Below are 26,702 nucleotides of genomic sequence, written 5' to 3' on the forward strand. Positions count from 1 at the left end.
CAAGCTTCCCACGCGTGTGACCGCATACGTTTACTAGACCAGCACCTGTCGGGTGCTCGCCATGTAGGCGTGGATCTGCTTCTCCACCCGCGGGTGAATCAGCTCTTCCGGGCGCCGCCCATTCGGGCATGGCAAGGTCTTGGTGGTGCCGAACAACCGGCAGATCAACGGGCGCTCGTCATACACCGTGCAGCCGTTGGGGCCAAGGTGCACGCAGTTCAGTTCGTCCATGGCCGCCGCCTGCTCGGCGGCGGTCTTGCGTGGCAGGCGCGACATTTCTTCGGGTGATGTCGTCACTGGCCCACAGCAGTCGTGGCAACCAGGAACGCATTCGAACGAAGGAATCTGTCGGCGCAGCGCGCTGATTTTCTGACTGTTGCAACTCATCAAGACACATACCGAACGGCGAATAGGCAGGGATTCTGACGCAAAACGCCCTGCGCAGACAGCTTCATCCGACCGCTGTATCCTGCGTCAAATTTTCCAAACAGGGATGCTCCCCATGACTGCCAGCGCCCAGCACACCTCCTCTTACTACGCAGCCAGCAGCGTGCCGCAGCCCGACTACCCTGCGCTGGCCGGTGAAATACACGCGGATGTGTGCGTGATTGGCGGCGGTTATTCCGGGCTGAATACCGCGCTGGAGCTGGCCGAGCGAGGCTTCAGCGTGGTGCTGCTGGAAGCACGCAAGGTCGGCTGGGGCGCCAGCGGGCGTAACGGCGGCCAGTTGATTCGTGGCGTCGGCCACGGCCTGGACCAGTTCGCCAACGTTATCGGCACCGACGGTGTGCGTCAGATGAAAATGATGGGGCTGGAGGCGGTGGAAATCGTGCGCGAACGCATCGAGCGCTATCAGATCCCGTGCGACCTGACGTGGGGTTATTGCGACCTGGCGAACAAACCCCACCATCTGCAGGGTCTGGCTGAAGACGCCGAAGAGCTGCGCAGCCTCGGCTACCGTCATGAAGTACGCCTGCTGCAAGCCAACGAAATGAGTAGCGTGATCGGCTCGGAACGCTATGTGGGCGGCATGATCGACATGGGCTCCGGCCACCTGCACCCGTTGAACCTGGCACTCGGCGAAGCCTCCGTCGCGCAGCGATTGGGGGTGAGGCTGTTTGAACAATCCGCAGTCATACGCATCGACTATGGCTCTGAGGTCAACGTACACACCGCTCAAGGCAACGTACGCGCCAAGACGCTGGTGCTGGCCTGCAATGCTTATCTCAATGGCCTGAACCCGCAGTTGAGCGGCAAAGTGCTGCCCGCCGGCAGCTACATCATCGCCACCGAGCCGTTGAGCGAAGCCCAGGCCGCCAACCTGCTGCCGCAGAACATGGCCGTGTGTGACCAGCGGGTGGCGGTGGACTACTTCCGCCTGTCCGCCGATCGCCGTCTGTTATTCGGCGGCGCCTGCCATTACTCGGGCCGGGATCCCCAGGACATCGCTGCCTATATGCGGCCGAAAATGCTCAAGGTGTTCCCACAACTGGCCAACGCTAAGATCGACTACCAGTGGGGGGGCATGATCGGCATCGGCGCGAACCGCCTGCCGCAGATCGGCCGGTTGGCGGACCACCCCAATGTGTATTACGCCCAAGCCTATGCAGGTCACGGCCTCAATGCCACGCACCTGGCCGGCAAACTGCTGGCCGAAGCCATCAGCGGCCAGCAGCAGGGACGCTTCGACCTGTTCGCCCGGGTACCGCATATCACCTTCCCCGGCGGCAAGCATTTGCGCTCGCCGCTGTTAGCGCTGGGCATGCTCTGGCATCGCTTCAAAGAGCTGATCTGATTCAGCCGCGCCAGAAGGGTTTCAAACCTTCCTGGCGCGCCTGTTCTGCCGTCAGCCCTACATCGCGCAATTGCTCCGGGGTGAGGTCCAGCAGCGCCTTGCGGGTGTGAAGACGGCGCCGGAACAGGCTCCAGCGGCAGAACGTCGACACTGCCCGCTCCTGCCCCGCCTCTAATTCCTGACCGTGTAATGCCAACCGCACATCGCTCATGCCGCTCATTTTGCCGCCCCTCATTTGCCTGTTGCCATGAGTGACTAGGATCAACGAGCAGGCACAACCATTACAGATTCAACACAACTTTATTAAAACCATACAGAGCCTGTCTTAAGGCGCTTGAATCCTGTATTTTCCGTGCATCTGTACTGGTCTCTCAGGAGTGGCCGCATGACCCTTTACGTCAACCTTGCCGAATTGCTGGGCACGCGCATTGAACAAGGCTTCTATCGCCCCGGTGATCGCCTGCCTTCCGTGCGGGCACTGAGCGTGGAACACGGGGTCAGCCTGAGCACCGTACAACAGGCTTATCGCGTGCTGGAAGATAACGGCCTGGCAATGCCCAAACCCAAGTCCGGTTACTTCGTGCCCGTGGGCCGGGAGCTGCCGGCGCTCCCCGAAGTAGGCCGCCCGGCCCAACGGCCGGTAGAGATTTCCCAATGGGACCAGGTACTGGAGCTGATTCGCGCGGTGCCACGCAAAGATGTCATACAGCTGGGTCGCGGCATGCCGGATGTATTGTCGCCCACCCTCAAACCTCTGCTGCGCAGCCTTGCCCGTGTAAGTCGTCGCCAGGACCTGCCTGGGCTGTATTACGACAACATCCTCGGCTGTATGGAGTTGCGTGAACAAATTGCTCGGCTGTCGCTGGATTCCGGCTGCCAACTCACCGCCGAAGATATCGTCGTCACCACCGGTTGCCATGAGGCACTGTCTGCCAGCATCCACGCTATCTGCGAGCCCGGCGACATCGTCGCCGTGGACTCGCCGAGCTTCCACGGCGCCATGCAAACCCTCAAGGGCCTGGGCATGAAGGCCCTGGAAATCCCCACCGACCCCATCACCGGTATCAGCCTGGAAGCTCTGGAGCTGGCGCTGGAACAGTGGCCGATCAAGGTCATCCAACTGACCCCCAACTGCAATAACCCACTGGGCTACATCATGCCCGAGGCACGCAAGCGAGCGTTGCTGACCCTGGCCCAACGCTTTGATGTGGCGATCATCGAAGATGACGTGTATGGCGACTTGGCCTACAGCTACCCACGCCCGCGCACCATCAAATCCTTTGACGAGGATGGTCGTGTATTGCTCTGCAGTTCCTTTTCGAAAACCCTGGCGCCGGGCCTGCGTATTGGCTGGGTGGCTCCGGGCCGGTATCTGGAACGGGTACTGCACATGAAATACATCAGCACTGGCTCTACGGCGACACAGCCGCAGATCGCCATTGCCGAATTTCTCAAGAACGGCCATTTCGAACCGCATTTACGGCGGATGCGCACCCAATACCAGCGCAATCGCGACATGATTCTCGACTGGGTCAGCCGTTACTTCCCCGTCGGTACCCGCGCCAGCCGACCTCAGGGCAGCTTCATGCTGTGGGTAGAACTGCCGGAAGGCTTCGACACCCTCAAGCTCAACCGCGCCCTGATGGAACAAGGCGTACAGGTGGCCGTAGGCAGCATCTTTTCTGCATCGGGCAAATACCGGAACTGCCTGCGCATGAACTACTCCGCCAAGCCAACCCCGCAAATTGAAGAAGCGGTGCGCAAGATCGGCGCAGCCGTGATCAAGATACTCGCCGAGGCTGACGACTGACCTTTCCTCGGAATTAACCGTCATATGCCCACAACCGCCCTGATCCGGATGCAGCGCCTTTGATGACTCGACGGCTTTTACCATTTTTCCTGCTGGGCGCCGCGGCCCTGGGCGGCTGCGCCACGGTGGACGCCCCGCGCATTCCCAGCGACGCGCTGCCCGCCACAAAATCGTCGTTCGGCCGCTCGATCCAGGCCCAGGCCGCGCCCTATCAAGGCCGCTCCGGCTTTCGCCTGCTCCCCAACAGCAGCGAAGCGTTCATGGCGCGCGCCGAGCTGATCCGCAATGCCCAGACCAGCCTCGACCTGCAGTACTACATCGTCCACGACGGCATCAGCACGCGCATGCTGGTGGATGAACTGCTCAAGGCCGCAGATCGTGGCGTACGCATCCGCATTTTGCTGGACGACACCACCAGTGACGGTCTCGACCAGATCATCGCTACCCTTGCCGCCCACCCACAGATCCAGATTCGCCTGTTCAACCCGCTGCACCTTGGACGCAGCACTGGCGTGACGCGAGCCATGGGCCGCTTGTTCAACCTGTCGCTGCAACACCGGCGCATGCACAACAAACTGTGGCTGGCGGATAACAGCGTGGCCATCGTCGGCGGACGCAACCTGGGGGATGAGTACTTCGACGCCGAGCCTAATCTGAACTTCACCGATATCGATATGCTCAGCGTGGGGCCGGTGGCCGAGCAGCTCGGGCACAGCTTTGATCAGTACTGGAACAGTGCCCTGAGCAAACCCATCGACGACTTTGTTTCCAACAGCCCGTCCAAGGGCGACCTGGCCGCGGCTCGCGTACGCCTGCAGGACTCGCTGGCCGAATCACGCCAGCAGAATCACGTGCTGTATAACCGCTTGCGCACCTACCAGACCCAGCCGCGCATGGATATCTGGCGTCGCGAGCTGATCTGGGCCTGGAACCAGGCACTCTGGGACGCGCCGAGCAAGGTGCTGGCCAAAGCCGACCCGGACCCGCACCTGCTGCTCACCACCCAACTGGCGCCGGAACTGAGAGGCGTCAATCATGAGCTGATGATGATCTCGGCGTATTTCGTCCCGGGCCAGCCCGGGCTGGTTTACCTGACTGGCCGCGCCGATGCCGGCGTGTCGGTAAGCCTGCTTACCAATTCTCTCGAGGCCACCGATGTACCGGCGGTCCATGGCGGCTACGCGCCGTATCGCAAGGCGCTGTTGGAACACGGTGTAAAACTCTACGAATTACGCCGCCAGCCGGACGCAGGCGGCAAAGGCAGCGGCAGTGGCCCGCACCTGTTTCGCCGGGGTGCGTTCCACGGTTCAGACTCCAGCCTGCACAGCAAGGCGATGATTTTTGACCGGGAAAAATCGTTTATCGGCTCGTTCAACTTCGACCCACGCTCGGTGCTGTGGAACACCGAAGTCGGCGTATTGGTGGACAGCCCTGAGCTGGCGGAACATGTGCGCAACCTGGCACTGGAAGGCATGTCGCCGGCCCTGAGCTACCAGGCGAAATTGCAGGAGGGCCAGGTGGTATGGGTCACCGAGGACAATGGCCAGTTGCACACCCTGAGCCGCGAGCCGGGCAGTTGGTGGCGGCGATTCAATGCCTGGTTCGCCACGCGTGTAGGGCTGGAGCGCATGCTCTAAGCCGGTTGCGCGACGCCGAATGCGCCCTGGCGCAACAACAGCAGCACCAGGCCCAACGCGCCGGCCGCCATCAGCAACGGCAAGGCATGCCCGCTGATCCACTGGCTGCCGGCGCCGGCCACCAGCGGGCCGATCAGGCAACCGATGCCCCACAGCTGCGCCACGTGGGCATTGGCCCGCACCAGCGCATCATCGCGGTAGCGCTCGCCGATCAGGATCAACGACAGCGTGAACAACCCACCGGCACTTGCGCCGAAGACCACCCACACCGGCCAGATCAGCAGTGTGTGCATCAACAACGGAATCGCCAGGCTTGAAGCCAGCAACAGCACCGCACAGCTCAAGAACAACGTACGCCGCGGCAAATAGTCGGCCAAGGCGCCGATCGGCAATTGCAGCAAGGCATCGCCGACTACCACTGTGCTGACCATCGCCAGGGCGATCTCGGCAGTGAAGCCTTGTTGCAGGCAATACACCGGCAGCAACGTCAGAATCATCGCTTCGAACGCAGCGAATAACGCCACCGCCCACGCTATCGCCGGCAAGCTCCGACAGAAGCGCCACAGGTCGCCGAAAGTCACGCTGAACGATTCGGCAGTGGGCGCGCCGGAACGCCCCAACAGCAGCAGCGGCGCAACCATCAACAGACCCACGCCAACCCAAAAGCCATAATCCTGATCGGTGCCGAGTACACCCAGCAGCAGCGGCCCCGAAAGCTGGCTCAAGGCATAACTGCAGCCATACAGCGCGACCAGACGGCCACGCCATTGCTCCACCACCAATTGGTTGATCCAACTTTCACCGAGGATAAATACGATAGTCAGGATCACCCCGATCATCAGGCGCAGCACCAACCAGACCGGGTAACTCGGCAGGATCGCCAGCAAGCCTATGGAAAACGCCCCGGCCCACAGGCATAGGCGCATCAGATTGGCAGTGCCCAACCAGGAGGCCATGCGGCTGGAAACCTTGGCGCCCAGCAACACACCAAAGGCCGGCATCGCGGCCATCACCCCGATGGCGAAACTGCCGTAGCCCCAGCCCTCAAGGCGCAGCGACACCAGCGGCATGCTGACGCCCAAGGCCAGGCCGACACTCAGAACCGAGGCCAGGACGGCGAAATAAGTCGCCCAACGCATTCCACGCTCCTGTGGATAATGATGAGAACACACAAAACGAAGGTAGAAGGGGGCTTGCTTCCGATAGCAGGGTATCGTCGCCACATTGAGCGACTGATCCACCACATCGGGAGCAAGCCCCCTCCTACGTTTTTTACAGCGGTAAATCCTGAAAGTTACAGCTTGATCCAGGTCGACTTCAGTTCGGTGTACTTGTCGAATGCATGCAGCGACTTGTCGCGACCATTGCCCGACTGCTTGAAGCCACCAAACGGTGCGGTCATGTCGCCACCGTCGTACTGATTGACCCACACGCTACCGGCACGCAAGGCCTTGGCAGTCAGGTGTGCCTTGGAGATATCGGCAGTCCACACGGCTGCGGCCAGCCCATAGACGGTGTCGTTGGCGATCTTGATCGCTTCCTCGGCACTGTCGAAGGTAATCACCGACAGAACCGGGCCAAAGATCTCTTCCTGGGCAATCTTCATGGCATTGGTCACGCCGTCGAAAATCGTCGGCTCGACGTAAGTGCCACCGGTTTCTTCCAACGTACGCTTGCCACCGACTACCAGCTTGGCGCCGTCGTCGTGGCCGGCCTGGATGTACGAGAGCACATTGTTCATCTGCTGGGTGTCTACCAGCGCGCCGACGTTGGTCGCCGGGTCCAGCGGGTTGCCTGGCTTCCAGCCTTTGAGGGCCTCGATCACCAGCGGCAGGAATTTATCCTTGATGGAGCGTTCCACCAGCAGGCGTGAACCGGCGGTGCAGACTTCGCCCTGGTTGAAGGCGATGGCACTGGCAGCGGATTCGGCGGCGGCCTGCAGATCCGGGGCATCGGCGAACACGATGTTCGGGCTCTTGCCACCGGCTTCCAGCCACACGCGCTTCATGTTCGACTCGCCGGAGCGGATCAACAGTTGCTTGGCGATCTTGGTGGAGCCGGTGAACACCAGGGTATCGACATCCATGTGCAGCGCCAGGGCGTTGCCGACGGTGTGGCCATAACCCGGCAGCACGTTGAACACGCCCTTCGGTATACCGGCCTCAACGGCCAGGGCCGCGATGCGGATGGCGGTCAGCGGGGATTTTTCGGAAGGCTTGAGGATCACCGAGTTACCCGTGGACAGTGCCGGGCCGAGCTTCCAGCAGGCCATCATCAATGGGAAGTTCCACGGCACGATGGCAGCTACCACACCCACCGGCTCGCGGGTTACCAGACCCAACTGATCGTGTGGGGTGGCCGCCACCTCGTCATAAATCTTGTCGATAGCTTCACCGCTCCAGCTCAGCGCACTCGCCGCACCGGGTACGTCGATGTTCAGGGAGTCGCTGATCGGCTTGCCCATGTCCAGGGTTTCAAGCAGTGCCAGCTCTTCGGCATTCGCCTTGAGCAACGCGGCGAAACGGATCATGGTGGCTTTGCGTTTGGCCGGCGCCAGGCGCGACCAGACACCGGAATTGAAGGTGGCGCGAGCATTGTCCACGGCACGCTGGGCATCAGCGGCGTCGCAGCTGGCGATGGTGGCCAGCAGGCGACCATCGACCGGGCTGATGCATTCGAAAGTGTCACCGGAAACAGCGGCGGTGTACTCGCCATTGATATAGGCGCGGCCTTCGATTTTCAGATCCTTGGCACGTTGTTCCCAGTCGGCACGGGTCAGGGTGGTCATTCGAGTGTCCTCCTCTTATTGAATACGAGGGCCGGGTGATATCCCACGGCAGCCTCAAAGAATGCTTGCCCGACCAGCCTGCTGTTCGGCTCAAGGCAGCTGCCACCCTAAACCAGCGGCTGGGGATGTTTCAATATATTTGACATAACGCCGGTAAACGCCCTTGCGATGTTCATTTTAATAAACATAGACTTTGGTCTCTCCAACCCCAGGCCAGACGGGACACGCACATGAGCATCCAGGACATCGTCGACTTCAGCCAAGCCAACACCGCCCCCGACCGCTATCGCCCTGCCGCCGAAAAAATCCTCAAGGGCAATCCCGAACAAACGCTCTACAACCACTACAACAGTCCGTGCGGCCAGATGAGTGCAGGCGTGTGGGAAGGTGAGGTCGGGCACTGGAAGGTCAATTACACCGAGCATGAGTACTGCGAGATTGTTCAGGGTGTTTCTGTATTGCGGGATGCCGAAGGCAATGCCAAGACCTTACGTGCCGGTGACCGCTTCGTGATTCCCGCTGGTTTCAGCGGCACCTGGGAAGTGCTGGAGCCGTGCCGCAAAATCTACGTGGTGTTCGAACAGAAAACCTGAGCAGCAAATTTCAGGCAAAAAAAAGCCCGGATCGTGAGATACGGGCTTTTTTTCACAAGAAAGGAAATCAATTACTTGATTTTGCCTTCTTTGTAGATCACGTGCTTGCGAACGCGCGGGTCGAACATTTTCTTTTCGAGCTTGTCCGGGGTAGTACGCTTGTTCTTGTCGGTAGTGTAGAAGTGACCAGTACCGGCGCTAGAGATCATTCGAATCAATTCACGCATGATATAGCTCCTTAGATTGTGCCAGCGCGGCGCAATTCAGCCAGCACGACAGTGATGCCACGCTTGTCGATGATGCGCATGCCTTTAGCAGATACGCGCAGACGGACGAAACGTTTCTCTTCTTCAACCCAGAAGCGGTGATGCTGCAGGTTCGGCAGGAAACGACGACGGGTTTTGTTATTTGCGTGGGAAATGTTATTCCCAGTCACCGGACCCTTACCGGTAACTTGACAGACTCTCGACATGCCTCAGCCCTCTAAAACCACATGCCCAACCCGGCATGGGTTGGCCGCTTAATCTCTCAGTCATTTGGCGCCAGGCGCCGCGTTTCTTTAGGGTCTTACCGGCTACACCTACAAGCGAAGGAACCGGGCCCCTAGAAAAGAGCGCTGCTTTATACCAGAAAGACCCCCATGCAACAACAGCCCGTGCGTTTTTACCGACTTAAATCTTGCCGTCGAACGCCTGAACCGCTGCCAGTAAGGGCCGCTGCCACAGCTGACCGCTCGTCGCACAGAATGATTTGCGACGCCTGCGTGCCGATGAGGCGCGCAGCGAAATGCGCTGAGGCACCATCAAAACAGCATTTGAGGCAAAAGCACAGGCGAAAATGAACTAGTCATTTATCCAGCAGACCACTACGGTAGGCTTTTTCCAGACTGCACTCGCAGATGGGCCTTCGATCTGCACAGGAAACCGAATATGCGCCTCGCTGCCCTACCGCTATTGCTTGCCCCGCTTTTTATCGCACCGCTGGCCGTTGCCGCCACCAGCTTGAGTGTTTGCACCGAAGCCAGCCCCGAGGGGTTCGATGTGGTGCAATACAACTCGCTGACTACCACCAACGCCTCAGCCGACGTACTGATGAATCGCCTGGTGGACTACGACGCAGTCAGCGGCAAGCTGGTACCCAGCCTGGCAGACAGTTGGGACGTGTCCGCGGACGGCCTGACGTATACCTTCAAGCTGCGCCCGAATGTGAAGTTTCATCGCACCGAATATTTCACGCCAAGCCGCACCTTGACGGCTGAAGATGTGCGTTTCAGCTTCGAGCGCATGCTCGATCCGGCCAACCCATGGCACCAGGTCGCCCAAAGCGGCTTCCCCCATGCGCAGTCGCTGCAATTGCCCACGCTGGTCAAAAAAATTGACGCCCTTGACCCGCTGACTGTGCGCTTCACCCTCGATCACGCCGACTCCACTTTCCTCGCGGCGTTGAGCATGGGGTTCGCGTCGATCTATCCGGCGGAATATGCCGACAAACTGCTCAAGGCCGGCACACCGGAGAAACTCAACAGCCAACCGATAGGCACTGGCCCGTTCGTGTTTGTGCGTTTTCAAAAAGATGCCGTGGTTCGCTACAAGGCCAACCCGGACTACTTCGGCGGCAAACCGGCTGTGGATAACTTGATCTTCGCCATCACCCCGGATGCCAACGTACGTTTGCAGAAACTGCATCGCGACGAATGCCAGATCGCCCTGTCGCCCAAGCCACTGGACGTCGGCGAAGCCGAAAAGGACCCGGCGCTCAAGGTGGAGAAAACTGCCGCCTTCATGACCGCCTTCGTGGCCATCAATAGCCAACACCCACCTCTGGACAAGCCCGAAGTGCGCCAGGCGATCAACCTCGCCTTCGACAAGGACAGCTACCTCAAGGCCGTATTTGAAGGGACTGCCGAAGCCGCCAATGGGCCTTATCCGGCCAACACCTGGAGCTACGCCAAGGACTTGCCGGGCTACCCGCAGGACCTCGCCAAGGCCAAGGCGCTTCTGGACCGAGCCGGGCTCAAGGACGGTTTCAAGACCACCATTTGGACACGCCCCACGGGCAGCGTGCTGAACCCCAACCCGAACCTCGGCGCACAGTTGCTGCAGGCGGACCTGGCCAAGGCAGGCATCCAGGCTGAGATCCGTGTAATCGAGTGGGGCGAGTTGATTCGCCGCGCCAAGGCGGGCGAGCATGACCTGTTGTTCATGGGCTGGGCTGGCGACAACGGCGACCCGGATAACTTCCTGACCCCGCAATTCTCGTGTGCGGCGGTGAAATCCGGGACGAACTTCGCCCGCTACTGCGACCCCGCGCTGGACAAGCTGATCAGCGCCGGCAAGACCACCAGCGAGCAAGGGGTACGCAGCAAGTTGTATCAACAGGCCCAGGCGCTTATCCAGCAACAGGCGCTGTGGCTGCCGCTGGCGCATCCGACGGCATTTGCCCTGACGCGCAAGAATATCGAGGGGTATCAGGTGAGTCCGTTTGGACGCCAGGATTTCTCCAAGGTCGATGTTAGGCCTTAAGCGACAAGCGGCAAACCTTAAGCTGCAAGCTCACTTGAAGCTTGCAGCTTCAGACTTACAACTGCCCCCCTCCTACATCCACCCGTATTCAGCCATCGATAACGGGTCACCCTCGCCTACGATGATGTGATCCAGCACGCGCACATCCACCAACTCCAACGCCTTCTGCAATAACTTGGTCAATTTTCGATCAGCTGCGCTCGGCTCAAGACTTCCGGAGGGGTGGTTGTGGCACAAGATCAAGGCTGCTGCGTTGTACGACAGTGCGCGCCTGACCACTTGCCGAGGGTAGACCATCGCCGCATCGATGGTGCCCTGGGATAACACCTCAAACCCCAGCACTTGGTGTTTTGAATCGAGAAACAGGCAGCCGAAGGTTTCGTGGGGCTCCTGGCGCAACAATGCCTTGAGGTAGTCGCGGACCGCTACCGGGCTTTCCAGTACGGAACCTGTACGCAGCCGTTCGGCCAGGTGGCGCCTGGACATTTCCAGCACTGCCTGCAACTGGGCGAACTTTGCCGGCCCCAGCCCCAGATGCTGGCTGAACAGGACCTGGCTGGCCTCCAGAAGCGGGCGCAGCCCACCAAATTGCTCCAAAAGATGGCGTGCCAGGTCGACCGCACTTCTGCCGGACACCCCAGTACGCAGGAAAATTGCCAACAGCTCGGCATCGGACAGGCTTGCCGCGCCCCACTCCAAAAGTTTCTCCCGCGGACGCTCCTCTACGGGCCAATCACGAATACTCATCCCATCTCCCTGCGCATGTGCGTCGCTGTTGCCTGGCGGACGCTGTGTTATCGTAGGCCCTCTTTTTGCGTGCGATTTCACCTGGGGAGGGGGCATCGCAGGCGTCACTGAACTGGCATCACTGAACTGGAAAGGCAAACCAATGCAGCGTCTGTATCGGAAACGCATCGTTCTCGGCGTCGGCGGCGGCATTGCCGCCTACAAGAGCGCAGAGTTGGTTCGCAGGCTCCTGGACCAAGGCGCAGAAGTGCGCGTGGTCATGACCCGCGGCGGCAGTGAGTTCATCACCCCGCTGACCATGCAGGCCCTGTCCGGCCACCCGGTTCACCTGGACTTGCTGGACCCGGCGGCAGAAGCCGCCATGGGCCATATCGAACTGGCCAAGTGGGCAGACCTGGTGCTGATCGCCCCGGCGACCGCCGACCTGATCGCCCGCCTGGCCCAAGGTATTGCCGATGACCTGCTGACTACGCTGGTACTGGCCACCGACGCCACCGTTGCCATCGCACCAGCCATGAACCAGGCCATGTGGCGCGACCCGGCCACCCAGGCCAACACCCAGCTCTTGCAAAGCCGTGGCCTCAAGGTATTCGGCCCGGCATCCGGCAGTCAGGCCTGCGGCGACGTGGGCATGGGCCGCATGCTCGAAGCCACGGATCTGGCACTGTGTGCCGCCGAGTGCTTCCAGCACCTGGCCCTGACCGGCAAGCACGTACTGATCACTGCCGGCCCCACCCAGGAAAACATCGATCCGGTGCGCTACATCACCAACCATAGCTCAGGAAAAATGGGCTTTGCCTTGGCAGAGGCCGCGGTTGAAGCAGGCGCACGCGTCACCCTGATCACCGGCCCGGTCCATTTGCCGACCCCTGATCGTGTCACGCGAATCGACGTAGTGAGCGCCCGCGACATGTTGGCGGCTTGCGAAGCAGCCATTCCATGCGACCTGTTTATAGCCTCAGCAGCGGTTGCGGATTACCGCCCGGAGGTTGTGGCCCCGCAAAAGCTCAAGAAAGACCCTACAAACGGTGACGGCCTGCTCCTGCAAATGGTGCGCAACCCGGACATTCTCGCCAGCATCGCGACGCGTCCGGATCGCCCGTTCAGCGTCGGCTTTGCGGCCGAGACCGAGCACCTGCTGGACTATGCCGCGCGTAAATTGAAAGACAAAAACCTCGACCTGATCGTTGCCAACGATGTCGCCAACCCGAGCATCGGCTTCAACAGCGAGGAAAACGCCTGCAGCGTGATTGACCGCGACCTGCACGCGACCCTTTTCGCCCAGACCAGCAAGGGCAAGATTGCCCGCCAACTGATCTCCTTTATCGCCCAACGGCTGAACCAGGTTTAATTTTCATGCACGCTTTGCAAGCCAAAATCCTCGACCCACGCATCGGCAACGAATTCCCACTGCCGGCCTACGCCACACCGGGCTCCGCCGGGCTGGACCTGCGCGCCATGCTCAAGGAAGACACTGTCCTGGAACCGGGCCAGACCATCCTCATCCCTACGGGCCTGTCGATCTACGTGGGCGACCCAGGCCTGGCGGCACTGATCCTGCCGCGCTCCGGCCTGGGCCACAAACACGGCATTGTGCTGGGTAACCTCGTGGGCTTGATCGACTCCGACTATCAGGGCGAATTGATGGTGTCGTGCTGGAACCGTGGCCAGACGGCCTTCAACATTGCCGTCGGTGAACGCATTGCCCAGTTGGTGCTGGTGCCGGTGGTACAGGCGCACTTCGAACTGGTGCAGGAATTCGACGAAACCCAACGCGGTGCAGGTGGTTTTGGGCATTCCGGCAGCCACTGACTAAGCTGAATCAGGCCGGACGCTCCTGTCCGGCCCGATACCACCGCACGGCTTACTAGGTTGAAGAATGCGCGGACCTAATCAGCGAGTTTTTCTAAACAAAATCAATGTATTACGCGAACGCCATAACGAAGCCAGTATTCCGATGGCATTTTTGCACCACGAACTCTCTGCCGAAAACGTCGTCATACCCTTCAGTTTGAGCCTGCCGGTCAGCCACTTTAAGGCCAGCCTTGCCCCCTTCAGATGGAGTTTCCCCCGCGATGAGTACCGCAGCCCGAGTAGCCCCGACCTTTCCCGACAGCATCTTCCGCGCCTACGACATTCGTGGCGTCGTGCCCAAGACCCTGACCGCCGAAACCGCCTACTGGATCGGCCGCGCCATCGGCTCCCAGAGCCTGGCTCAGGGCGAGCCTAATGTTTCGGTCGGACGTGACGGTCGCCTGTCCGGCCCGACGCTGGTGGAACAACTGATCCAGGGGCTGGCCGACAGTGGTTGCCACGTCAGCGACGTGGGCCTGGTACCGACACCCGCGTTGTACTACGCCGCCAACGTGCTGGCCGGCAAATCCGGGGTGATGCTCACCGGCAGCCATAACCCGTCGGACTACAACGGCTTCAAGATCGTCATTGCCGGCGATACCCTGGCCAATGAGCAGATCCAGGCCCTGCATGACCGCCTGAAAAACAACGACCTGACCAGCGGCCAGGGCACCATCACCAAAGTCGACATCCTGCAACGCTACTCTGATGAAATCACCCGTGACGTCAAACTCGCGCGCCGCCTCAAAGTGGTGGTGGACTGCGGCAACGGCGCGGCCGGCGTGATCGCCCCGCAGCTGCTCGAAGCCCTGAACTGCGAAGTGATCCCCTTGTTCTGCGAGGTCGACGGTAACTTCCCCAACCACCACCCGGATCCAGGCAAGCCGGAAAACCTGGTAGACCTGATCGCCAAGGTCAAGGAAACCGGGGCTGACGTCGGCTTGGCCTTCGACGGCGACGGCGACCGTGTGGGGGTGGTGACGGAAACCGGCGAAATCGTGTTCCCGGATCGCCTGCTGATGCTGTTTGCCCGCGACGTGGTGGCACGCAATGCCAACGCCGAGATCATCTTCGACGTGAAGTGCACCCGTCGCCTGACGCCGCTGATCAAGGAATATGGCGGTCGCCCGCTAATGTGGAAGACCGGTCACTCGTTGATCAAAAAGAAAATGAAGGAAACCGGCGCGCTGCTGGCCGGCGAAATGAGCGGCCACGTGTTCTTCAAGGAGCGCTGGTTCGGCTTTGACGACGGTATTTACAGCGCTGCGCGCCTGCTGGAAATCCTCAGCAAGGAAAAATCCACCGCCGAAGAGCTGTTCCAGACCTTCCCGAACGATATTTCTACGCCTGAGATCAATATCCATGTGACCGAGGAGAGCAAATTCAGCATCATTGACGCACTGCACGATGCGCAATGGGGCGAAGGTGCCAACCTGACCACCATTGATGGTGTGCGAGTCGATTACGCCAAAGGCTGGGGCCTGGTTCGCGCGTCCAACACCACACCGGTGCTGGTGCTGCGTTTCGAGGCGGATACCGAGGCTGAGTTGCAGCGCATCAAGGACGTGTTCCACGCCCAGTTGAAACGTGTTGCCCCTGATCTCCAATTACCGTTCTGATTTTTTACCGGAGCCCTGAATGACCCTCGAACGCGAAGCCGCCGCCAACACTGCCAAGGTACTGTCCGAAGCGTTGCCTTATATCCGACGCTACGTCGGCAAGACGCTGGTGATCAAGTATGGCGGCAATGCCATGGAAAGCGATGAGCTCAAAACCGGCTTTGCCCGCGATATCGTGATGATGAAGGCGGTGGGCATCAACCCGGTGGTGGTGCACGGCGGCGGCCCGCAAATCGGCGACCTGCTCAAGCGCTTGTCGATCGAGAGTCACTTCATCGATGGCATGCGCGTTACTGACGCGCAGACCATGGACGTAGTGGAGATGGTCCTCGGCGGCCAGGTGAACAAAGACATCGTCAACCTGATCAACCGCCATGGCGGCAGCGCCATCGGCCTGACCGGCAAGGACGCAGAACTGATTCGCGCGAAAAAACTGACGGTGACCCGCCAGACGCCGGAAATGACCCAGCCGGAAATCATCGATATCGGCCAGGTGGGCGAAGTAATCGGCATCAACACCGATCTGCTGAACCTGCTGGTCAAAGGCGACTTCATTCCCGTGATCGCGCCGATCGGCGTAGGTGCCAATGGTGAGTCCTATAACATCAATGCCGACCTGGTAGCCGGCAAAGTGGCTGAAGCACTGAAGGCTGAAAAGCTGATGCTGCTGACCAACATCGCCGGCCTGATGGATAAACAGGGCAAGGTGCTCACCGGCCTGACCACCCAGCAAGTAGACGACCTGATCGCCGACGGCACCATCTACGGCGGCATGCTGCCGAAGATCCGTTGCGCGCTGGAGGCGGTGCAAGGCGGCGTGGGCAGCTCGCTGATCCTGGACGGCCGGGTACCGAATGCGATCCTGCTGGAAATCTTCACCGATACCGGTGTGGGTACGCTGATCAGCAACCGCAAGCGTCCTTAAGCACCAGAAAACAAAAGGCCCCGCTCAATCCGATTGAGCGGGGCCTTTTTATGCATGCTGATTCCGCTGGAGAAATGGAGACCCCCTGCGGGAGCGGGCTCTCTCTCACAGAGCAATCGGTGTCAGACGCCGAACTGCTCGCGGTATGCACGCACCGCCGGCAGGTGCTGCTTGAGCTGCGGATCATCTTCCAGGAACTGCAACACCTGGTTCAACGACACGATGCTCACGACCGGAATGCCAAAATCGCGCTCCACTTCCTGGATCGCCGACAACTCACCGTTGCCACGCTCCTGGCGGTTCAGCGCAATCAATACGCCGGCGGCCTTGGCGCCGTCCTGAGAAGCGATGATCTGCATCACCTCACGGATGGCGGTGCCGGCAGTGATGACGTCATCGATGATCAGCACTTCACCCTTGAGTGGCGCACCCACCAGGCTGCCGCCCTCACCATGAGCCTTGGCCTCTTTACGGTTGAAACACCATGGCAGATCCTGCCCGTGATGTTCAGCCAAAGCCACGGCGGTCGCAGCCGCCAGGGGGATGCCCTTGTAGGCCGGGCCGAACAGCACGTCGAATGAAATACCGCTTTCAACGATGGCCGCCGCATAGAAACGACCCAGCTGAGCCAGGGCCGAACCGGAGTTGAACAAGCCCGCATTGAAGAAGTACGGGCTGGTGCGCCCGGACTTGAGGGTGAACTCACCGAAGCGCAAAACGCCGCGATCGATGGCAAAACGAATGAAATCGCGTTGATACGCCTGCATGAAAAAAAGCCTCAGATACCACGGATTTAGCTAATTAGGTAGACGCCGTGTATCATACACGCACGCGATTTTTGGGGCCATTTATGCGGATCATCAGTGTGAACGTTAATGGTATTCAGGCTGCAGTCGAGCGTGGTTTGCTCAGTTGGCTGCAAGCACAGAATGCCGACGTCATCTGCCTGCAGGACACCCGCGCCTCCGCCTTTGAACTGGACGACCCAGCCTTCCAACTGGATGGCTACTTCCTTTATGCCTGCGATGCCGAAGTGCCCACCCAAGGTGGCGTGGCTTTGTACTCGCGGTTGCAACCCAAGGCGGTCATCAGCGGCCTCGGCTTCGAGACAGCCGACCGCTACGGGCGCTACCTGCAAGCCGATTTCGACAAGGTCAGCATCGCGACCTTGCTGCTCCCTTCGGGGCAGAACGGCGATGAAGACTTGAACCAGAAGTTCAAGCTAATGGACGACTTCGCCCGTTACCTGGATAAACAGCGGCGCAAACGTCGCGAGTACATTTATTGTGGCTCGCTGTACGTGGCGCAACAGAAGCTGGATATCAAGAACTGGCGCGACAGCCAGCAATCCCCGGGCTTCCTGGCGCCGGAACGAGCCTGGATGGACGAGATTGTCGGCAACATGGGCTATGTCGATGCCCTGCGCGAAGTCAGCCGCGAAGGCGACCAGTACAGCTGGTGGCCGGATAACGAACAGGCTGAGATGCTCAACCTGGGCTGGCGTTTCGACTACCAGTTGCTGACCCCTGGTCTGCGCCGGTTTGTACGCAGTGCACGCCTGCCACGCCAGCCACGCTTCTCGCAGCACGCGCCGCTGATCGTGGACTACGACTGGACACTGACCATCTGAGGTCTTTTTCCAGGCACAAAAAAACCGACATCGCTGTCGGTTTTTTTGTGCCTGTCTGTCAGTTGAACACCGGTTATCTGATCACACGCCAGGTCAAGGGATAGCGGTAGGCGATTCCCTTGTTGGCCTTGATGCTGCCAATGATGGTCAGCACCACCGTGGCAATCGCCAGGGCGAACATCAGGAAAAAGCCAATCACCGCGAAGGCCAGCACAATGCAAGCGATCCAGGCGATCGCCACGGTGATCTGGAAGTTCAAGGCTTCCTTGCCCTGGTCATCAATGAACGGGTCCATTTCCTTCTTCATCTGCCACAGGATCAGCGGCCCCACGACGCTGCCGAAGGGAAACACGAACCCCAGAAACGCCGCGAGATGGCACAACATTGCTCCCTGGCGCACTTCGTAGGAAGGCGTAGGTACAGGCATTTGGCTGTTGTCATTCATGGCGTTTCTCCTTGAGACGAGCTCAGTCAGCCAGTGCGGCGTTCTGCAGTTCGAAGATCTCGGTCATGCCCTTCTGGGCCAGAGCCAGCATGGCATTCAGCTCGGCCGGCTGGAACGGTGCGCCTTCAGCGGTGCCCTGCACTTCGATGAAGCCACCGGTACTGGTCATCACCACGTTCAGGTCGGTCTCGGCAGCCGAGTCTTCCAGGTAGTCCAGGTCCAGCACAGGCTCGCCCTGGTACATGCCCACCGAGACGGCGGCGATCATCTGCTTGAGCGGGTCACCGCCCTTCAGGCCGCCACGCTTCTTGATCACTTTCAGCGCATCGACCAAGGCCACCATGGCGCCGGTAATGGACGCCGTGCGGGTGCCACCGTCAGCCTGGATCACGTCGCAGTCGACATACAGGGTCACGTCCCCCAACTTGGACATATCCAGCGCGGCGCGCAGGGAACGGCCAATCAGGCGCTGGATTTCCAGGGTACGACCACCTTGCTTGCCACGGCTGGCTTCACGCTGGTTACGCTCGCCGGTGGCGCGCGGCAGCATGCCGTATTCGGCGGTCAACCAGCCCTGGCCCTGGCCTTTGAGGAAACGCGGCACGCCGTTTTCGACGCTGACGGTGCAGATGACCTTGGTATCGCCAAACTCGACCAGTACAGATCCCTCGGCGTGTTTGGTGTAGTTGCGGGTGATGCGGATCGAGCGGAGCTGATCGGCAGCGCGACCACTTGGACGTTTCATAGGGAGACACCTGTACTAAGGACGAAAAACTGCCGAGCATTATAGAGCCGCGAACCGATTCGGGGCACTGCTAAAAAATCCGGTTACCAATGGCAAGCCTGTCGCCCATTGTTTGGGCGCATTCACCCCACTGCGCTACAATCCTGCGCCTTCGCAGCCTGTCGGCTTCAATTTACCCATCAGCCCGTATTTGCGGGACTGCATCGCGAGGTACCTCCATGGTGCACAGCATGACCGCCTTCGCCCGCGTCGAAAAAGCCGGCGCCCAAGGCACCCTGAGCTGGGAACTGCGCTCGGTCAACAGCCGCTACCTGGAGCCGCACCTGCGCCTGCCGGAGTCTTTCCGCGACCTCGAAGGCGCCGTGCGTGAAGCGCTGCGCCAGGGCATCTCCCGCGGCAAGCTGGAATGTACCCTGCGTTTTACCGAAGAAACCACCGGCAAGCCCCTGCAGGTCGACCGCGACCGCGCCGCGCAACTGGTCGCCGCGGCGGAAACCATCGCCAGCCTGATCAAGCAGCCCGCCGCGCTCAACCCACTCGAAGTGCTCGCCTGGCCCGGCGTACTGGTGGCCGACGCCACCGATCCGCAAGCGCTGAACGCCGAGGCCCTGGCCCTGTTCAATCAAGGCTTGAAGGAGCTCAAGGCCGGCCGCGAACGCGAAGGCGCCGAACTGGCCCGCCTGATCAACGAACGCCTGACTTCAATCGAAGAAGACGTGGTCATCCTGCGTGAGCTGGTGCCGCAGATGCTCGCCACACAGCGCCAAAAGGTCCTTGACCGCTTTGCCGACATGAAGGCCGACCTGGACCCGACGCGCCTGGAGCAGGAAATGGTCCTGCTGGCCCAGAAAAGCGACGTTGCTGAGGAACTCGATCGTCTCAGCACCCACATCCTCGAAGTGCGTCGTGTACTCAAGTCCGCCGGTGCCGCCGGTCGGCGCCTGGACTTCCTGATGCAGGAACTAAACCGCGAAGCCAATACACTGGGCTCCAAGGCGTTTGATCCACGCAGCACACAAGCGGCGGTCAACCTCAAAGTGTTGATCGAGCAGATGCGCGAACAAGTACAGAATATTGAGTAAGGCAACTTCCATGACCCACAGTACCGGCACCCTTTACATCATTTCCGCCCCTTCGGGCGCGGGCAAGAGCAGCCTGGTCAAGGCCCTGACCGACGCTGACGAGCAGATCCGCATCTCGATCTCGCACACCACCCGCGCCATGCGCCCGGGCGAGGTAAACGGCGTGCACTACCATTTCGTCGAGCGCACCGAGTTCGTCAAGATGATCGAGCACGGCGACTTCCTGGAACGTGCCGAAGTATTCGGCAACCTCTACGGCACCTCGCAAAGCCACCTGCAGCAGACCCTGGACGAAGGTCACGACCTGATCCTGGAAATCGACTGGCAGGGCGCCGAACAAGTACGCAAGCTGATGCCCCAGGCGCGCTCGATCTTTATCCTGCCGCCGTCCCTGGAAGCCTTGCACCAGCGCCTGACCAACCGCGGCCAGGACAGCGATGAGATCATCGCAGGCCGTATGCGCGAGGCCGTCAGCGAAATGAGCCACTACGTCGACTACGACTACCTGATCATCAATGACGATTTTGCCCACGCACTGGATGATCTGAAGGCAATTTTCCGCACCAATCAGCTCCAGCAGAAGCGCCAACAGCAGCGTTTCGGCAAATTGCTCGCCGAACTGCTCGGTTGATTAGCCCTTCCCAAAACCGCCGCAAGGGCTTTACATTGGCACCTGTAGCGGTTTTGCGAGGGCCTGCGAAAAATCAGCGCTTCCCTAAACGCTGGTGATTTTTTAAACTGTTTAGTCCGCTTGCCCAGCCGGGCAGCGCGCATCTTGCATTCGCTCCGAGGAATACCATGGCCCGCGTAACCGTTGAAGACTGCCTAGAACACGTGGATAACCGCTTTGAGCTGGTCATGCTCTCTACCAAGCGTGCCCGTCAATTGGCCACTGGCGGCAAAGAGCCTCTGGTCCAGTGGGAAAACGACAAGCCTACCGTTGTGGCTCTGCGTGAAATCGCTGAAGGCCTGATGAGCTACGAGTTCATCGCCGAGCAGGAAATCGTTCAGGACGAACCGCTGTTTGCAGCGTTCGAGGACGAGTCCAACGAGGCCGTCTAAGCCTATGCCTGGTCGACGTAGCACGGCGCGGGGTCACAGCCTACGGCAGGAGTTCACACTTTGCCGAGCATAGACGCCCTCGCCGATCGCTTATCGGCCTACCTCGGCCCAGACCAGGTCAACCTGGTCCGCCGAGCGTATTTCTACGCCGAACAAGCCCACGACGGCCAACGCCGCCGCAGTGGCGAGGCGTATGTCACCCATCCTCTTGCGGTGGCAAATATTCTCGCCGACATGCACATGGACCATCAGAGCCTGATGGCCGCGATGCTGCATGACGTGATCGAAGACACCGGCATTGCCAAGGAAGCGCTGAGCGCGCAATTTGGCGAGACCGTGGCCGAATTGGTCGATGGGGTCAGTAAACTGACCCAGATGAACTTCGAGACCAAGGCCGAAGCCCAGGCGGAAAACTTCCAGAAGATGGCCATGGCCATGGCCCGCGATATCCGGGTGATTCTGGTCAAGCTGGCCGACCGGCTGCACAACATGCGCACGCTGGAAGTACTGTCCGGCGAAAAACGCCGACGCATTGCCAAGGAAACCCTGGAAATCTATGCGCCCATCGCCAACCGGCTGGGCATGCATGCCATTCGTATCGAATTCGAAGACCTCGGCTTCAAAGCCATGCACCCCATGCGCTCGGCGCGCATCTACCAGGCGGTCAAGCGCGCCCGGGGCAACCGCAAGGAAATCGTCAACAAGATCGAAGAATCCTTGAGCCATTGCCTGGCGATCGACGAGATCGAAGGCGAAGTCAGTGGCCGGCAGAAACACATCTACGGCATCTACAAAAAGATGCGCGGCAAGCGGCGGGCCTTCAACGAGATCATGGACGTGTACGCGTTCCGGATCATCGTCGACAAAGTCGACACCTGCTACCGCGTGCTGGGCGCCGTACATAATTTGTACAAACCCCTGCCGGGTCGCTTCAAGGACTACATCGCCATTCCCAAGGCCAACGGCTATCAGTCGCTGCATACCACGCTGTTCGGTATGCACGGGGTACCGATCGAGATCCAGATCCGCACTCGGGAAATGGAGGAGATGGCCAACAACGGTATTGCCGCCCACTGGCTCTACAAGTCCAGCGGCGACGAGCAACCCAAAGGCACCCATGCCCGTGCCCGCCAGTGGGTAAAAGGCGTGCTGGAAATGCAGCAACGTGCCGGCAACTCCCTGGAATTCATCGAAAGCGTGAAGATCGACCTGTTCCCGGACGAGGTCTATGTGTTCACGCCCAAAGGCCGCATCATGGAGCTGCCCAAAGGCTCCACGGCGGTCGATTTTGCCTACGCAGTGCACACCGACGTGGGCAACAGCTGCATCGCCTGCCGGATCAATCGTCGTCTCGCGCCGCTGTCCGAGCCCCTGCAAAGCGGCTCCACGGTCGAGATCGTCAGTGCTCCGGGTGCCCGCCCGAACCCGGCGTGGCTCAATTTCGTCGTCACCGGCAAGGCGCGTACGCACATCCGTCACGCACTGAAACTGCAGCGCCGCTCCGAGTCCATCAGCCTGGGCGAACGCCTGCTGAACAAGGTGCTCAACGGTTTCGACAGCGCCCTCGACAAAGTCCCGCAAGAGCGCGTGCAAGCGATACTCAGCGAGTATCGCCAGGAAACCATCGAAGACCTGCTGGAAGATATCGGCCTGGGAAATCGCATGGCCTACGTGGTCGCCCGACGCCTGCTGGGCGAAGGCGAACAGCTGCCAAGCCCCGAAGGCCCGCTGGCGATTCGCGGCACCGAAGGCCTGGTGCTCAGCTACGCCAAGTGCTGCACGCCGATCCCGGGCGATCCGATTGTCGGCCACCTGTCCGCCGGCAAAGGCATGGTGGTGCACCTGGACAACTGCCGCAACATCACCGAAATCCGCCACAACCCGGAAAAATGCATCCAGCTCTCGTGGGCCAAGGATGTCACCGGCGAATTCAACGTCGAGTTGCGGGTAGAGCTGGAGCACCAGCGCGGCTTGATCGCGCTGCTCGCCAGCAGCGTCAATGCGGCCGATGGCAATATCGAAAAAATCAGCATGGATGAGCGCGACGGCCGCATCAGCGTGGTCCAGTTGGTGGTCAGCGTCCACGACCGCGTGCACCTGGCCCGCGTGATCAAGAAGCTGCGCGCCCTGACCGGGGTCATCCGCATCACCCGCATGCGTGCTTAGCACTTCAAATAAGTCATCTTCTCTTACAAGGAGTCACAAATGACCAAGACTGTTATTACCAGCGACAAGGCCCCGGCCGCCATCGGTACTTATTCCCAGGCGATCAAGGCAGGCAACACCGTCTATATGTCCGGCCAGATCCCACTGGATCCAAAGACCATGGAACTGGTTGAAGGCTTCGAGGCACAGACCGTACAAGTCTTCGAAAACCTCAAGTCCGTCGCCGAAGCGGCTGGCGGTTCGTTCAAGGACATCGTCAAACTGAACATCTTCCTCACCGACCTCAGCCACTTCGCCAAGGTCAACGAGATCATGGGCAAGTACTTCGAACAGCCCTACCCTGCCCGCGCCGCCATCGGCGTGGCCGCCCTGCCAAAGGGCGCACAGGTTGAGATGGACGCGATTCTGGTCATCGAGTAAAGCACCCGGCGCAGCCTCCACAGGCCGCGCCGACTTTGTTTTAAAAGGATTTCTTAATGCGCAAAGCGCTTGTAGCCTCTTCGTTGCTCGCCCTGTTGTTGGGCGGCTGCGCCAGCAACCCTGCCGACCTGGACGCGGGTGGCACCTGGATCAACCAGGCCGCCATTGACGCAGCTGCCAAGGGTGGCCCTTTGCGTGAAGCCCTGCAGAGCAACGGACCGAACCTGGAGTGGGAGGTCAACACCAAAGCGTTGCAGGCTCGCTACTACAATGGCTTTGAAGTGGCTGAAGGCAAGTTGCTCGACGAGAAACCCGGCGCCTGGAGCGTCGAGTTCTATGGCAGCTCCGCCACTGAACTCAAGCGCAAAGGCAAACAACTGCTGCAAGTGGCCAACGACAACGAACCTGAACAAGTGTTCGCCCGCGCCAAAGACCCAGCCCCGGAAGGCGCGCCCCTGGGCGCCAACTTCGAACGGGCACTGTATGCAGCCTATATGGGCGGCGACTGGAAGATCACCGACGGCAACGGTGACGGTTCCACGGTGCAGTTCCTGGCCAATGGCAAGGTCGCCGGCCTGCCTGGGGTCGATCAATACTCGCTGTGCCTGGCAGGTGATTGCGCCTCGATGAGCGGCGGTTACGACAGCATCTGGCTGCAACTGAACGGCAAAGGCAATCCGTGGATCTTTTCCCGTAAAGGCAAGCAACTGGAAATCTTCCAGGCGGTGAACACTGCGCAGGCGGATGAAGTGCCTTCGTTTACGCCAGGCCCGCGCCAGTGGTTGCTGGAAAAACAATGATGAAAAAAAGGAGCCCAAGGGCTCCTTTCTTCATTCAGCACTTACCTTCAAGAATCGCCGCATACCCCTCGCGGTAACTTGGATAGGTCGGCACCCAGCCCAACCCTTTCGCTCGGGCATTGCTGCATTGCTTGCTGCCGGCGCGCCGCACACTCGCATCATCCGCCCATTCGGTCACGCCCAGGTATCCACGCAGCCAGTCCACTACCTCGGCCAACGGCGCAGGCGCGTCATCGACGCCGATATAGACCGTCTCCAACGCTCCACCCTGCTCCACATGCCGCAGCAAGAAGGCCAGCAAGCCCGCCGCATCATCCGCGTGAATCCGGTTGCCATATAAAGGTGGATCGATTGCCACACGGTAACCTTGGCGCACCTGGGTCAACAGCCACTCCCGACCTGGGCCGTAAATACCAGTCAACCGCACGATGGTCGCGGGGATACCGCTATTGAGGGCGACCTGCTCCGCTTCCAGCATCACTTGGCCGGAATAGCCTTTGGCCTGAGTGTCGGAAGTTTCATCGACCCATTCGCCATTCTGCTGCCCGTACACGCTGCTGCTGGAGACAAACAGTAGATGTTTCGGCTCTTGCCCGTAGTCCTGCAGCCACTCCAGCACATGCTGCAAGCCTTGCACATAAGCGGCGCGGTAGCCGGCTTCATCGTGGTCCGTTGCGGCAGCGCAATACACCAAGTAATCCACCCCGCCGATTGGCCAGGTGTCGGGGCAGTCCTTCTTGAACAGGTCACCGGCGATGCCTATCACACCGTCGGGCAGGCGCGAAACATCGCGACGCAGACCATGAACCTCCCATTCCGAGGCCAGCAATTGGCTAGCCAGCCGACTACCCACATCGCCGCAACCGGCAATCACAACAGAAGGCGCAGACATCTCAAAACTCCGTTCTTAAAGGCGCAGATTAGCCGCCGAAGATGACCAGCGGCCAGCAAAAGGACAAATAAAGTAACTGTATTACTTTAGTTAACAAGAATTACTTGCAATAATGACCACCCATTTGTCCTCGGCCCAAAGGGTCTGGAAGGACGATCACCCATTTTCTTCTCTCAGGTCCGGCCAGCATGACACGTAATACCAACCCCGCTTCGCCAACCATGCTTCACAGCCCGTCCCGCGCCCGGCGCATGATGGCTGCGATGCTGTTCAGCGTACTGCTGGCACCGACCGCCGCGTTCGCTGACGCCACTGCTCCGGCCGCTCCGGCTGCCGCCGAGCACAGTGCCGCAACCCCGACGGCGCCTGCCGCCGCTCCGGTGGCCACCGATCCGACCCAGGCTGCAACGCCAGCGCCTGCCGACGAGACCGGGGTTGTGCTGGAAGAAGACAACACCCTGGGCATGGCCCATGACCTGTCGCCGTGGGGCATGTACCAGAACGCTGACGTGGTGGTGAAAGCCGTGATGATCGGCCTGGCGATCGCCTCGATCATTACCTGGACCATCTGGATCGCCAAAGGCTTCGAGCTGCTGGGCGCCAAACGCCGCCTGCGCACAGAAATCGTCCACCTGAAAAAAGCCACCACCCTCAAGGAAGCGAGCGACACCGCCACCAAGAAGGGCACCCTGGCCAACCTGCTGGTGCATGATGCGCTGGAAGAAATGCGCCTGTCGGCCAACACGCGCGAAAAAGAAGGCATCAAGGAACGCGTCAGCTTCCGCCTTGAGCGCCTGGTTGCCGCCTGCGGTCGCAACATGAGCAGCGGCACCGGCGTCCTCGCGACCATCGGTTCCACCGCGCCGTTCGTCGGTCTGTTCGGCACCGTATGGGGCATCATGAACAGCTTCATCGGTATCGCCAAAACCCAGACCACCAACCTGGCCGTCGTTGCCCCCGGTATCGCCGAAGCCTTGCTGGCGACCGCCCTGGGCCTGGTTGCCGCGATTCCTGCGGTGGTGATCTACAACGTGTTCGCCCGTTCGATTGCCGGCTACAAGGCCCAGGTATCGGACGCGTCGGCAGAAGTCCTGCTGCTGGTCAGCCGCGACCTCGATCACCTGCCTACCGAGCGCAGCTCGCAACCGCACATGGTGAAAGTGGGGTAAT

Annotated in this window: 27 protein-coding genes and 1 pseudogene; 17 read left to right on the plus strand and 11 right to left on the minus strand. The window is 60.2% G+C overall.

Translation table 11 applies throughout. The features are described 5' to 3' along the window. Nucleotides 1–33: 33 nt before the first annotated feature. A complete protein-coding gene (locus M5B97_RS10040) occupies nt 34–387 on the minus strand; it encodes a YkgJ family cysteine cluster protein (protein ID WP_248731393.1) in 354 nt (117 codons plus the stop codon). A gap of 115 nt (nt 388–502) precedes the next feature. Here M5B97_RS10040 and M5B97_RS10045 point away from each other — a divergent pair, with 115 nt between their 5' ends. Beyond that, a complete protein-coding gene (locus M5B97_RS10045) occupies nt 503–1,795 on the plus strand; it encodes an FAD-binding oxidoreductase (RefSeq protein WP_248731394.1) in 1,293 nt (430 codons plus the stop codon). 1 nt (nt 1,796) lies between these two features. Here M5B97_RS10045 and M5B97_RS10050 read toward each other — a convergent pair whose 3' ends face one another. Continuing rightward, entirely contained in the window at nt 1,797–2,015 is a 219-nt protein-coding gene (locus tag M5B97_RS10050; protein WP_123716537.1) for a DUF1127 domain-containing protein, read from the minus strand. A 165-nt stretch (nt 2,016–2,180) separates the two neighbouring features. Here M5B97_RS10050 and M5B97_RS10055 point away from each other — a divergent pair, with 165 nt between their 5' ends. Both M5B97_RS10055 and M5B97_RS10060 read left to right on the plus strand, forming a co-directional pair. Then, on the plus strand, nt 2,181–3,605 hold the full coding sequence (locus M5B97_RS10055; RefSeq protein WP_248731395.1) for a PLP-dependent aminotransferase family protein: 1,425 nt from the start codon (nt 2,181–2,183) through the stop codon (nt 3,603–3,605). A 62-nt stretch (nt 3,606–3,667) separates the two neighbouring features. Further along, on the plus strand, nt 3,668–5,242 hold the full coding sequence (locus M5B97_RS10060) for a phospholipase D family protein (RefSeq protein ID WP_248731396.1): 1,575 nt from the start codon (nt 3,668–3,670) through the stop codon (nt 5,240–5,242). On the opposite strand, the gene M5B97_RS10065 is transcribed toward M5B97_RS10060, so the two are convergent. Then, a complete protein-coding gene (locus M5B97_RS10065) occupies nt 5,239–6,381 on the minus strand; it encodes an MFS transporter (RefSeq protein WP_248731397.1) in 1,143 nt (380 codons plus the stop codon). The genes M5B97_RS10060 and M5B97_RS10065 overlap by 4 nt on opposite strands. A gap of 155 nt (nt 6,382–6,536) precedes the next feature. Then, nucleotides 6,537–8,030, minus strand: coding sequence for an aldehyde dehydrogenase (locus tag M5B97_RS10070; RefSeq protein ID WP_123716541.1), 1,494 nt, complete (start codon nt 8,028–8,030; stop codon nt 6,537–6,539). A gap of 230 nt (nt 8,031–8,260) precedes the next feature. Between M5B97_RS10070 and M5B97_RS10075 the strand changes: the two genes are divergently transcribed. Next, on the plus strand, nt 8,261–8,623 hold the full coding sequence (locus tag M5B97_RS10075) for a cupin domain-containing protein (protein WP_248731398.1): 363 nt from the start codon (nt 8,261–8,263) through the stop codon (nt 8,621–8,623). A 71-nt stretch (nt 8,624–8,694) separates the two neighbouring features. Here the strand turns inward: M5B97_RS10075 and rpmG are convergent, their stop codons facing one another. Beyond that, a complete protein-coding gene (gene rpmG, locus M5B97_RS10080; protein ID WP_003176906.1) occupies nt 8,695–8,850 on the minus strand; it encodes a 50S ribosomal protein L33 in 156 nt (51 codons plus the stop codon). Nucleotides 8,851–8,861: 11 nt separating this feature from the next. Further along, on the minus strand, nt 8,862–9,095 hold the full coding sequence (rpmB, locus tag M5B97_RS10085) for a 50S ribosomal protein L28 (RefSeq protein WP_010207494.1): 234 nt from the start codon (nt 9,093–9,095) through the stop codon (nt 8,862–8,864). Nucleotides 9,096–9,552: 457 nt separating this feature from the next. On the opposite strand from rpmB, the gene M5B97_RS10090 reads away from it, so the two are divergent. Further along, nucleotides 9,553–11,145: an ABC transporter substrate-binding protein gene (locus M5B97_RS10090; RefSeq protein ID WP_248731399.1), complete on the plus strand. Its 1,593-nt coding sequence runs from the start codon at nt 9,553–9,555 to the stop codon at nt 11,143–11,145. A 72-nt stretch (nt 11,146–11,217) separates the two neighbouring features. On the opposite strand, the gene radC is transcribed toward M5B97_RS10090, so the two are convergent. Beyond that, entirely contained in the window at nt 11,218–11,892 is a 675-nt protein-coding gene (gene radC / locus M5B97_RS10095; RefSeq protein WP_134659433.1) for a DNA repair protein RadC, read from the minus strand. 142 nt (nt 11,893–12,034) lie between these two features. Between radC and coaBC the strand changes: the two genes are divergently transcribed. From coaBC to argB, 4 genes and pseudogenes are all read left to right on the plus strand, one after another. Continuing rightward, entirely contained in the window at nt 12,035–13,243 is a 1,209-nt protein-coding gene (gene coaBC, locus M5B97_RS10100) for a bifunctional phosphopantothenoylcysteine decarboxylase/phosphopantothenate--cysteine ligase CoaBC (RefSeq protein ID WP_123716545.1), read from the plus strand. A gap of 5 nt (nt 13,244–13,248) precedes the next feature. Beyond that, nucleotides 13,249–13,704, plus strand: a complete 456-nt coding sequence (dut, locus tag M5B97_RS10105) for a dUTP diphosphatase (RefSeq protein ID WP_016975923.1) — start codon at nt 13,249–13,251, stop codon at nt 13,702–13,704. A 248-nt stretch (nt 13,705–13,952) separates the two neighbouring features. Next, nucleotides 13,953–15,365 (plus strand): annotated as a pseudogene (locus M5B97_RS10110) (phosphomannomutase/phosphoglucomutase); the annotation flags it as partial. Between the two features lie 19 nt (nt 15,366–15,384). Further along, the gene (gene argB, locus M5B97_RS10115) at nt 15,385–16,290 is read left to right on the plus strand and encodes an acetylglutamate kinase (protein ID WP_123716548.1); all 906 of its coding nucleotides are present in this window, start codon (nt 15,385–15,387) and stop codon (nt 16,288–16,290) included. Between the two features lie 122 nt (nt 16,291–16,412). Here the strand turns inward: argB and pyrE are convergent, their stop codons facing one another. Then, nucleotides 16,413–17,057 carry an orotate phosphoribosyltransferase gene (gene pyrE / locus M5B97_RS10120; RefSeq protein ID WP_123716549.1) on the minus strand — a complete coding sequence of 215 codons (645 nt, stop codon included), beginning with the start codon at nt 17,055–17,057 and terminating at the stop codon, nt 16,413–16,415. An 83-nt stretch (nt 17,058–17,140) separates the two neighbouring features. On the opposite strand from pyrE, the gene M5B97_RS10125 reads away from it, so the two are divergent. After that, complete coding sequence (locus M5B97_RS10125; protein WP_003195493.1) at nt 17,141–17,920, plus strand: exodeoxyribonuclease III; 780 nt, start codon at nt 17,141–17,143, stop codon at nt 17,918–17,920. A gap of 73 nt (nt 17,921–17,993) precedes the next feature. Here M5B97_RS10125 and M5B97_RS10130 read toward each other — a convergent pair whose 3' ends face one another. Both M5B97_RS10130 and rph read right to left on the minus strand, forming a co-directional pair. Then, on the minus strand, nt 17,994–18,365 hold the full coding sequence (locus M5B97_RS10130; protein WP_123716550.1) for a DUF4870 domain-containing protein: 372 nt from the start codon (nt 18,363–18,365) through the stop codon (nt 17,994–17,996). A gap of 22 nt (nt 18,366–18,387) precedes the next feature. Next, entirely contained in the window at nt 18,388–19,110 is a 723-nt protein-coding gene (gene rph / locus M5B97_RS10135) for a ribonuclease PH (RefSeq protein ID WP_016975928.1), read from the minus strand. A gap of 218 nt (nt 19,111–19,328) precedes the next feature. On the opposite strand from rph, the gene M5B97_RS10140 reads away from it, so the two are divergent. The 6 genes from M5B97_RS10140 (at nt 19,329) to M5B97_RS10165 (ending at nt 24,640) form a co-directional block, all read left to right on the plus strand. After that, nucleotides 19,329–20,192, plus strand: a complete 864-nt coding sequence (locus M5B97_RS10140; protein ID WP_123716551.1) for a YicC/YloC family endoribonuclease — start codon at nt 19,329–19,331, stop codon at nt 20,190–20,192. A 10-nt stretch (nt 20,193–20,202) separates the two neighbouring features. Continuing rightward, nucleotides 20,203–20,823, plus strand: a complete 621-nt coding sequence (gmk, locus tag M5B97_RS10145) for a guanylate kinase (protein WP_123716552.1) — start codon at nt 20,203–20,205, stop codon at nt 20,821–20,823. A gap of 167 nt (nt 20,824–20,990) precedes the next feature. Continuing rightward, complete coding sequence (rpoZ, locus tag M5B97_RS10150) at nt 20,991–21,254, plus strand: DNA-directed RNA polymerase subunit omega (RefSeq protein ID WP_060753671.1); 264 nt, start codon at nt 20,991–20,993, stop codon at nt 21,252–21,254. Nucleotides 21,255–21,314: 60 nt separating this feature from the next. Continuing rightward, nucleotides 21,315–23,420 carry a bifunctional GTP diphosphokinase/guanosine-3',5'-bis pyrophosphate 3'-pyrophosphohydrolase gene (gene spoT / locus M5B97_RS10155; RefSeq protein ID WP_123716553.1) on the plus strand — a complete coding sequence of 702 codons (2,106 nt, stop codon included), beginning with the start codon at nt 21,315–21,317 and terminating at the stop codon, nt 23,418–23,420. A 39-nt stretch (nt 23,421–23,459) separates the two neighbouring features. Next, nucleotides 23,460–23,840: a RidA family protein gene (locus M5B97_RS10160; protein WP_003176922.1), complete on the plus strand. Its 381-nt coding sequence runs from the start codon at nt 23,460–23,462 to the stop codon at nt 23,838–23,840. A gap of 56 nt (nt 23,841–23,896) precedes the next feature. Beyond that, complete coding sequence (locus M5B97_RS10165) at nt 23,897–24,640, plus strand: hypothetical protein (RefSeq protein WP_248731400.1); 744 nt, start codon at nt 23,897–23,899, stop codon at nt 24,638–24,640. Nucleotides 24,641–24,674: 34 nt separating this feature from the next. Here the strand turns inward: M5B97_RS10165 and M5B97_RS10170 are convergent, their stop codons facing one another. After that, complete coding sequence (locus M5B97_RS10170) at nt 24,675–25,532, minus strand: SDR family oxidoreductase (RefSeq protein WP_134659440.1); 858 nt, start codon at nt 25,530–25,532, stop codon at nt 24,675–24,677. 188 nt (nt 25,533–25,720) lie between these two features. Between M5B97_RS10170 and exbB the strand changes: the two genes are divergently transcribed. After that, nucleotides 25,721–26,701 carry a tonB-system energizer ExbB gene (gene exbB, locus M5B97_RS10175; RefSeq protein ID WP_248731401.1) on the plus strand — a complete coding sequence of 327 codons (981 nt, stop codon included), beginning with the start codon at nt 25,721–25,723 and terminating at the stop codon, nt 26,699–26,701. The last annotated feature ends 1 nt before the right edge of the window (nt 26,702 follow it).

The sequence above is a fragment of the Pseudomonas sp. MWU13-2517 genome (assembly GCF_023242545.1).
Classification (GTDB): domain Bacteria; phylum Pseudomonadota; class Gammaproteobacteria; order Pseudomonadales; family Pseudomonadaceae; genus Aquipseudomonas.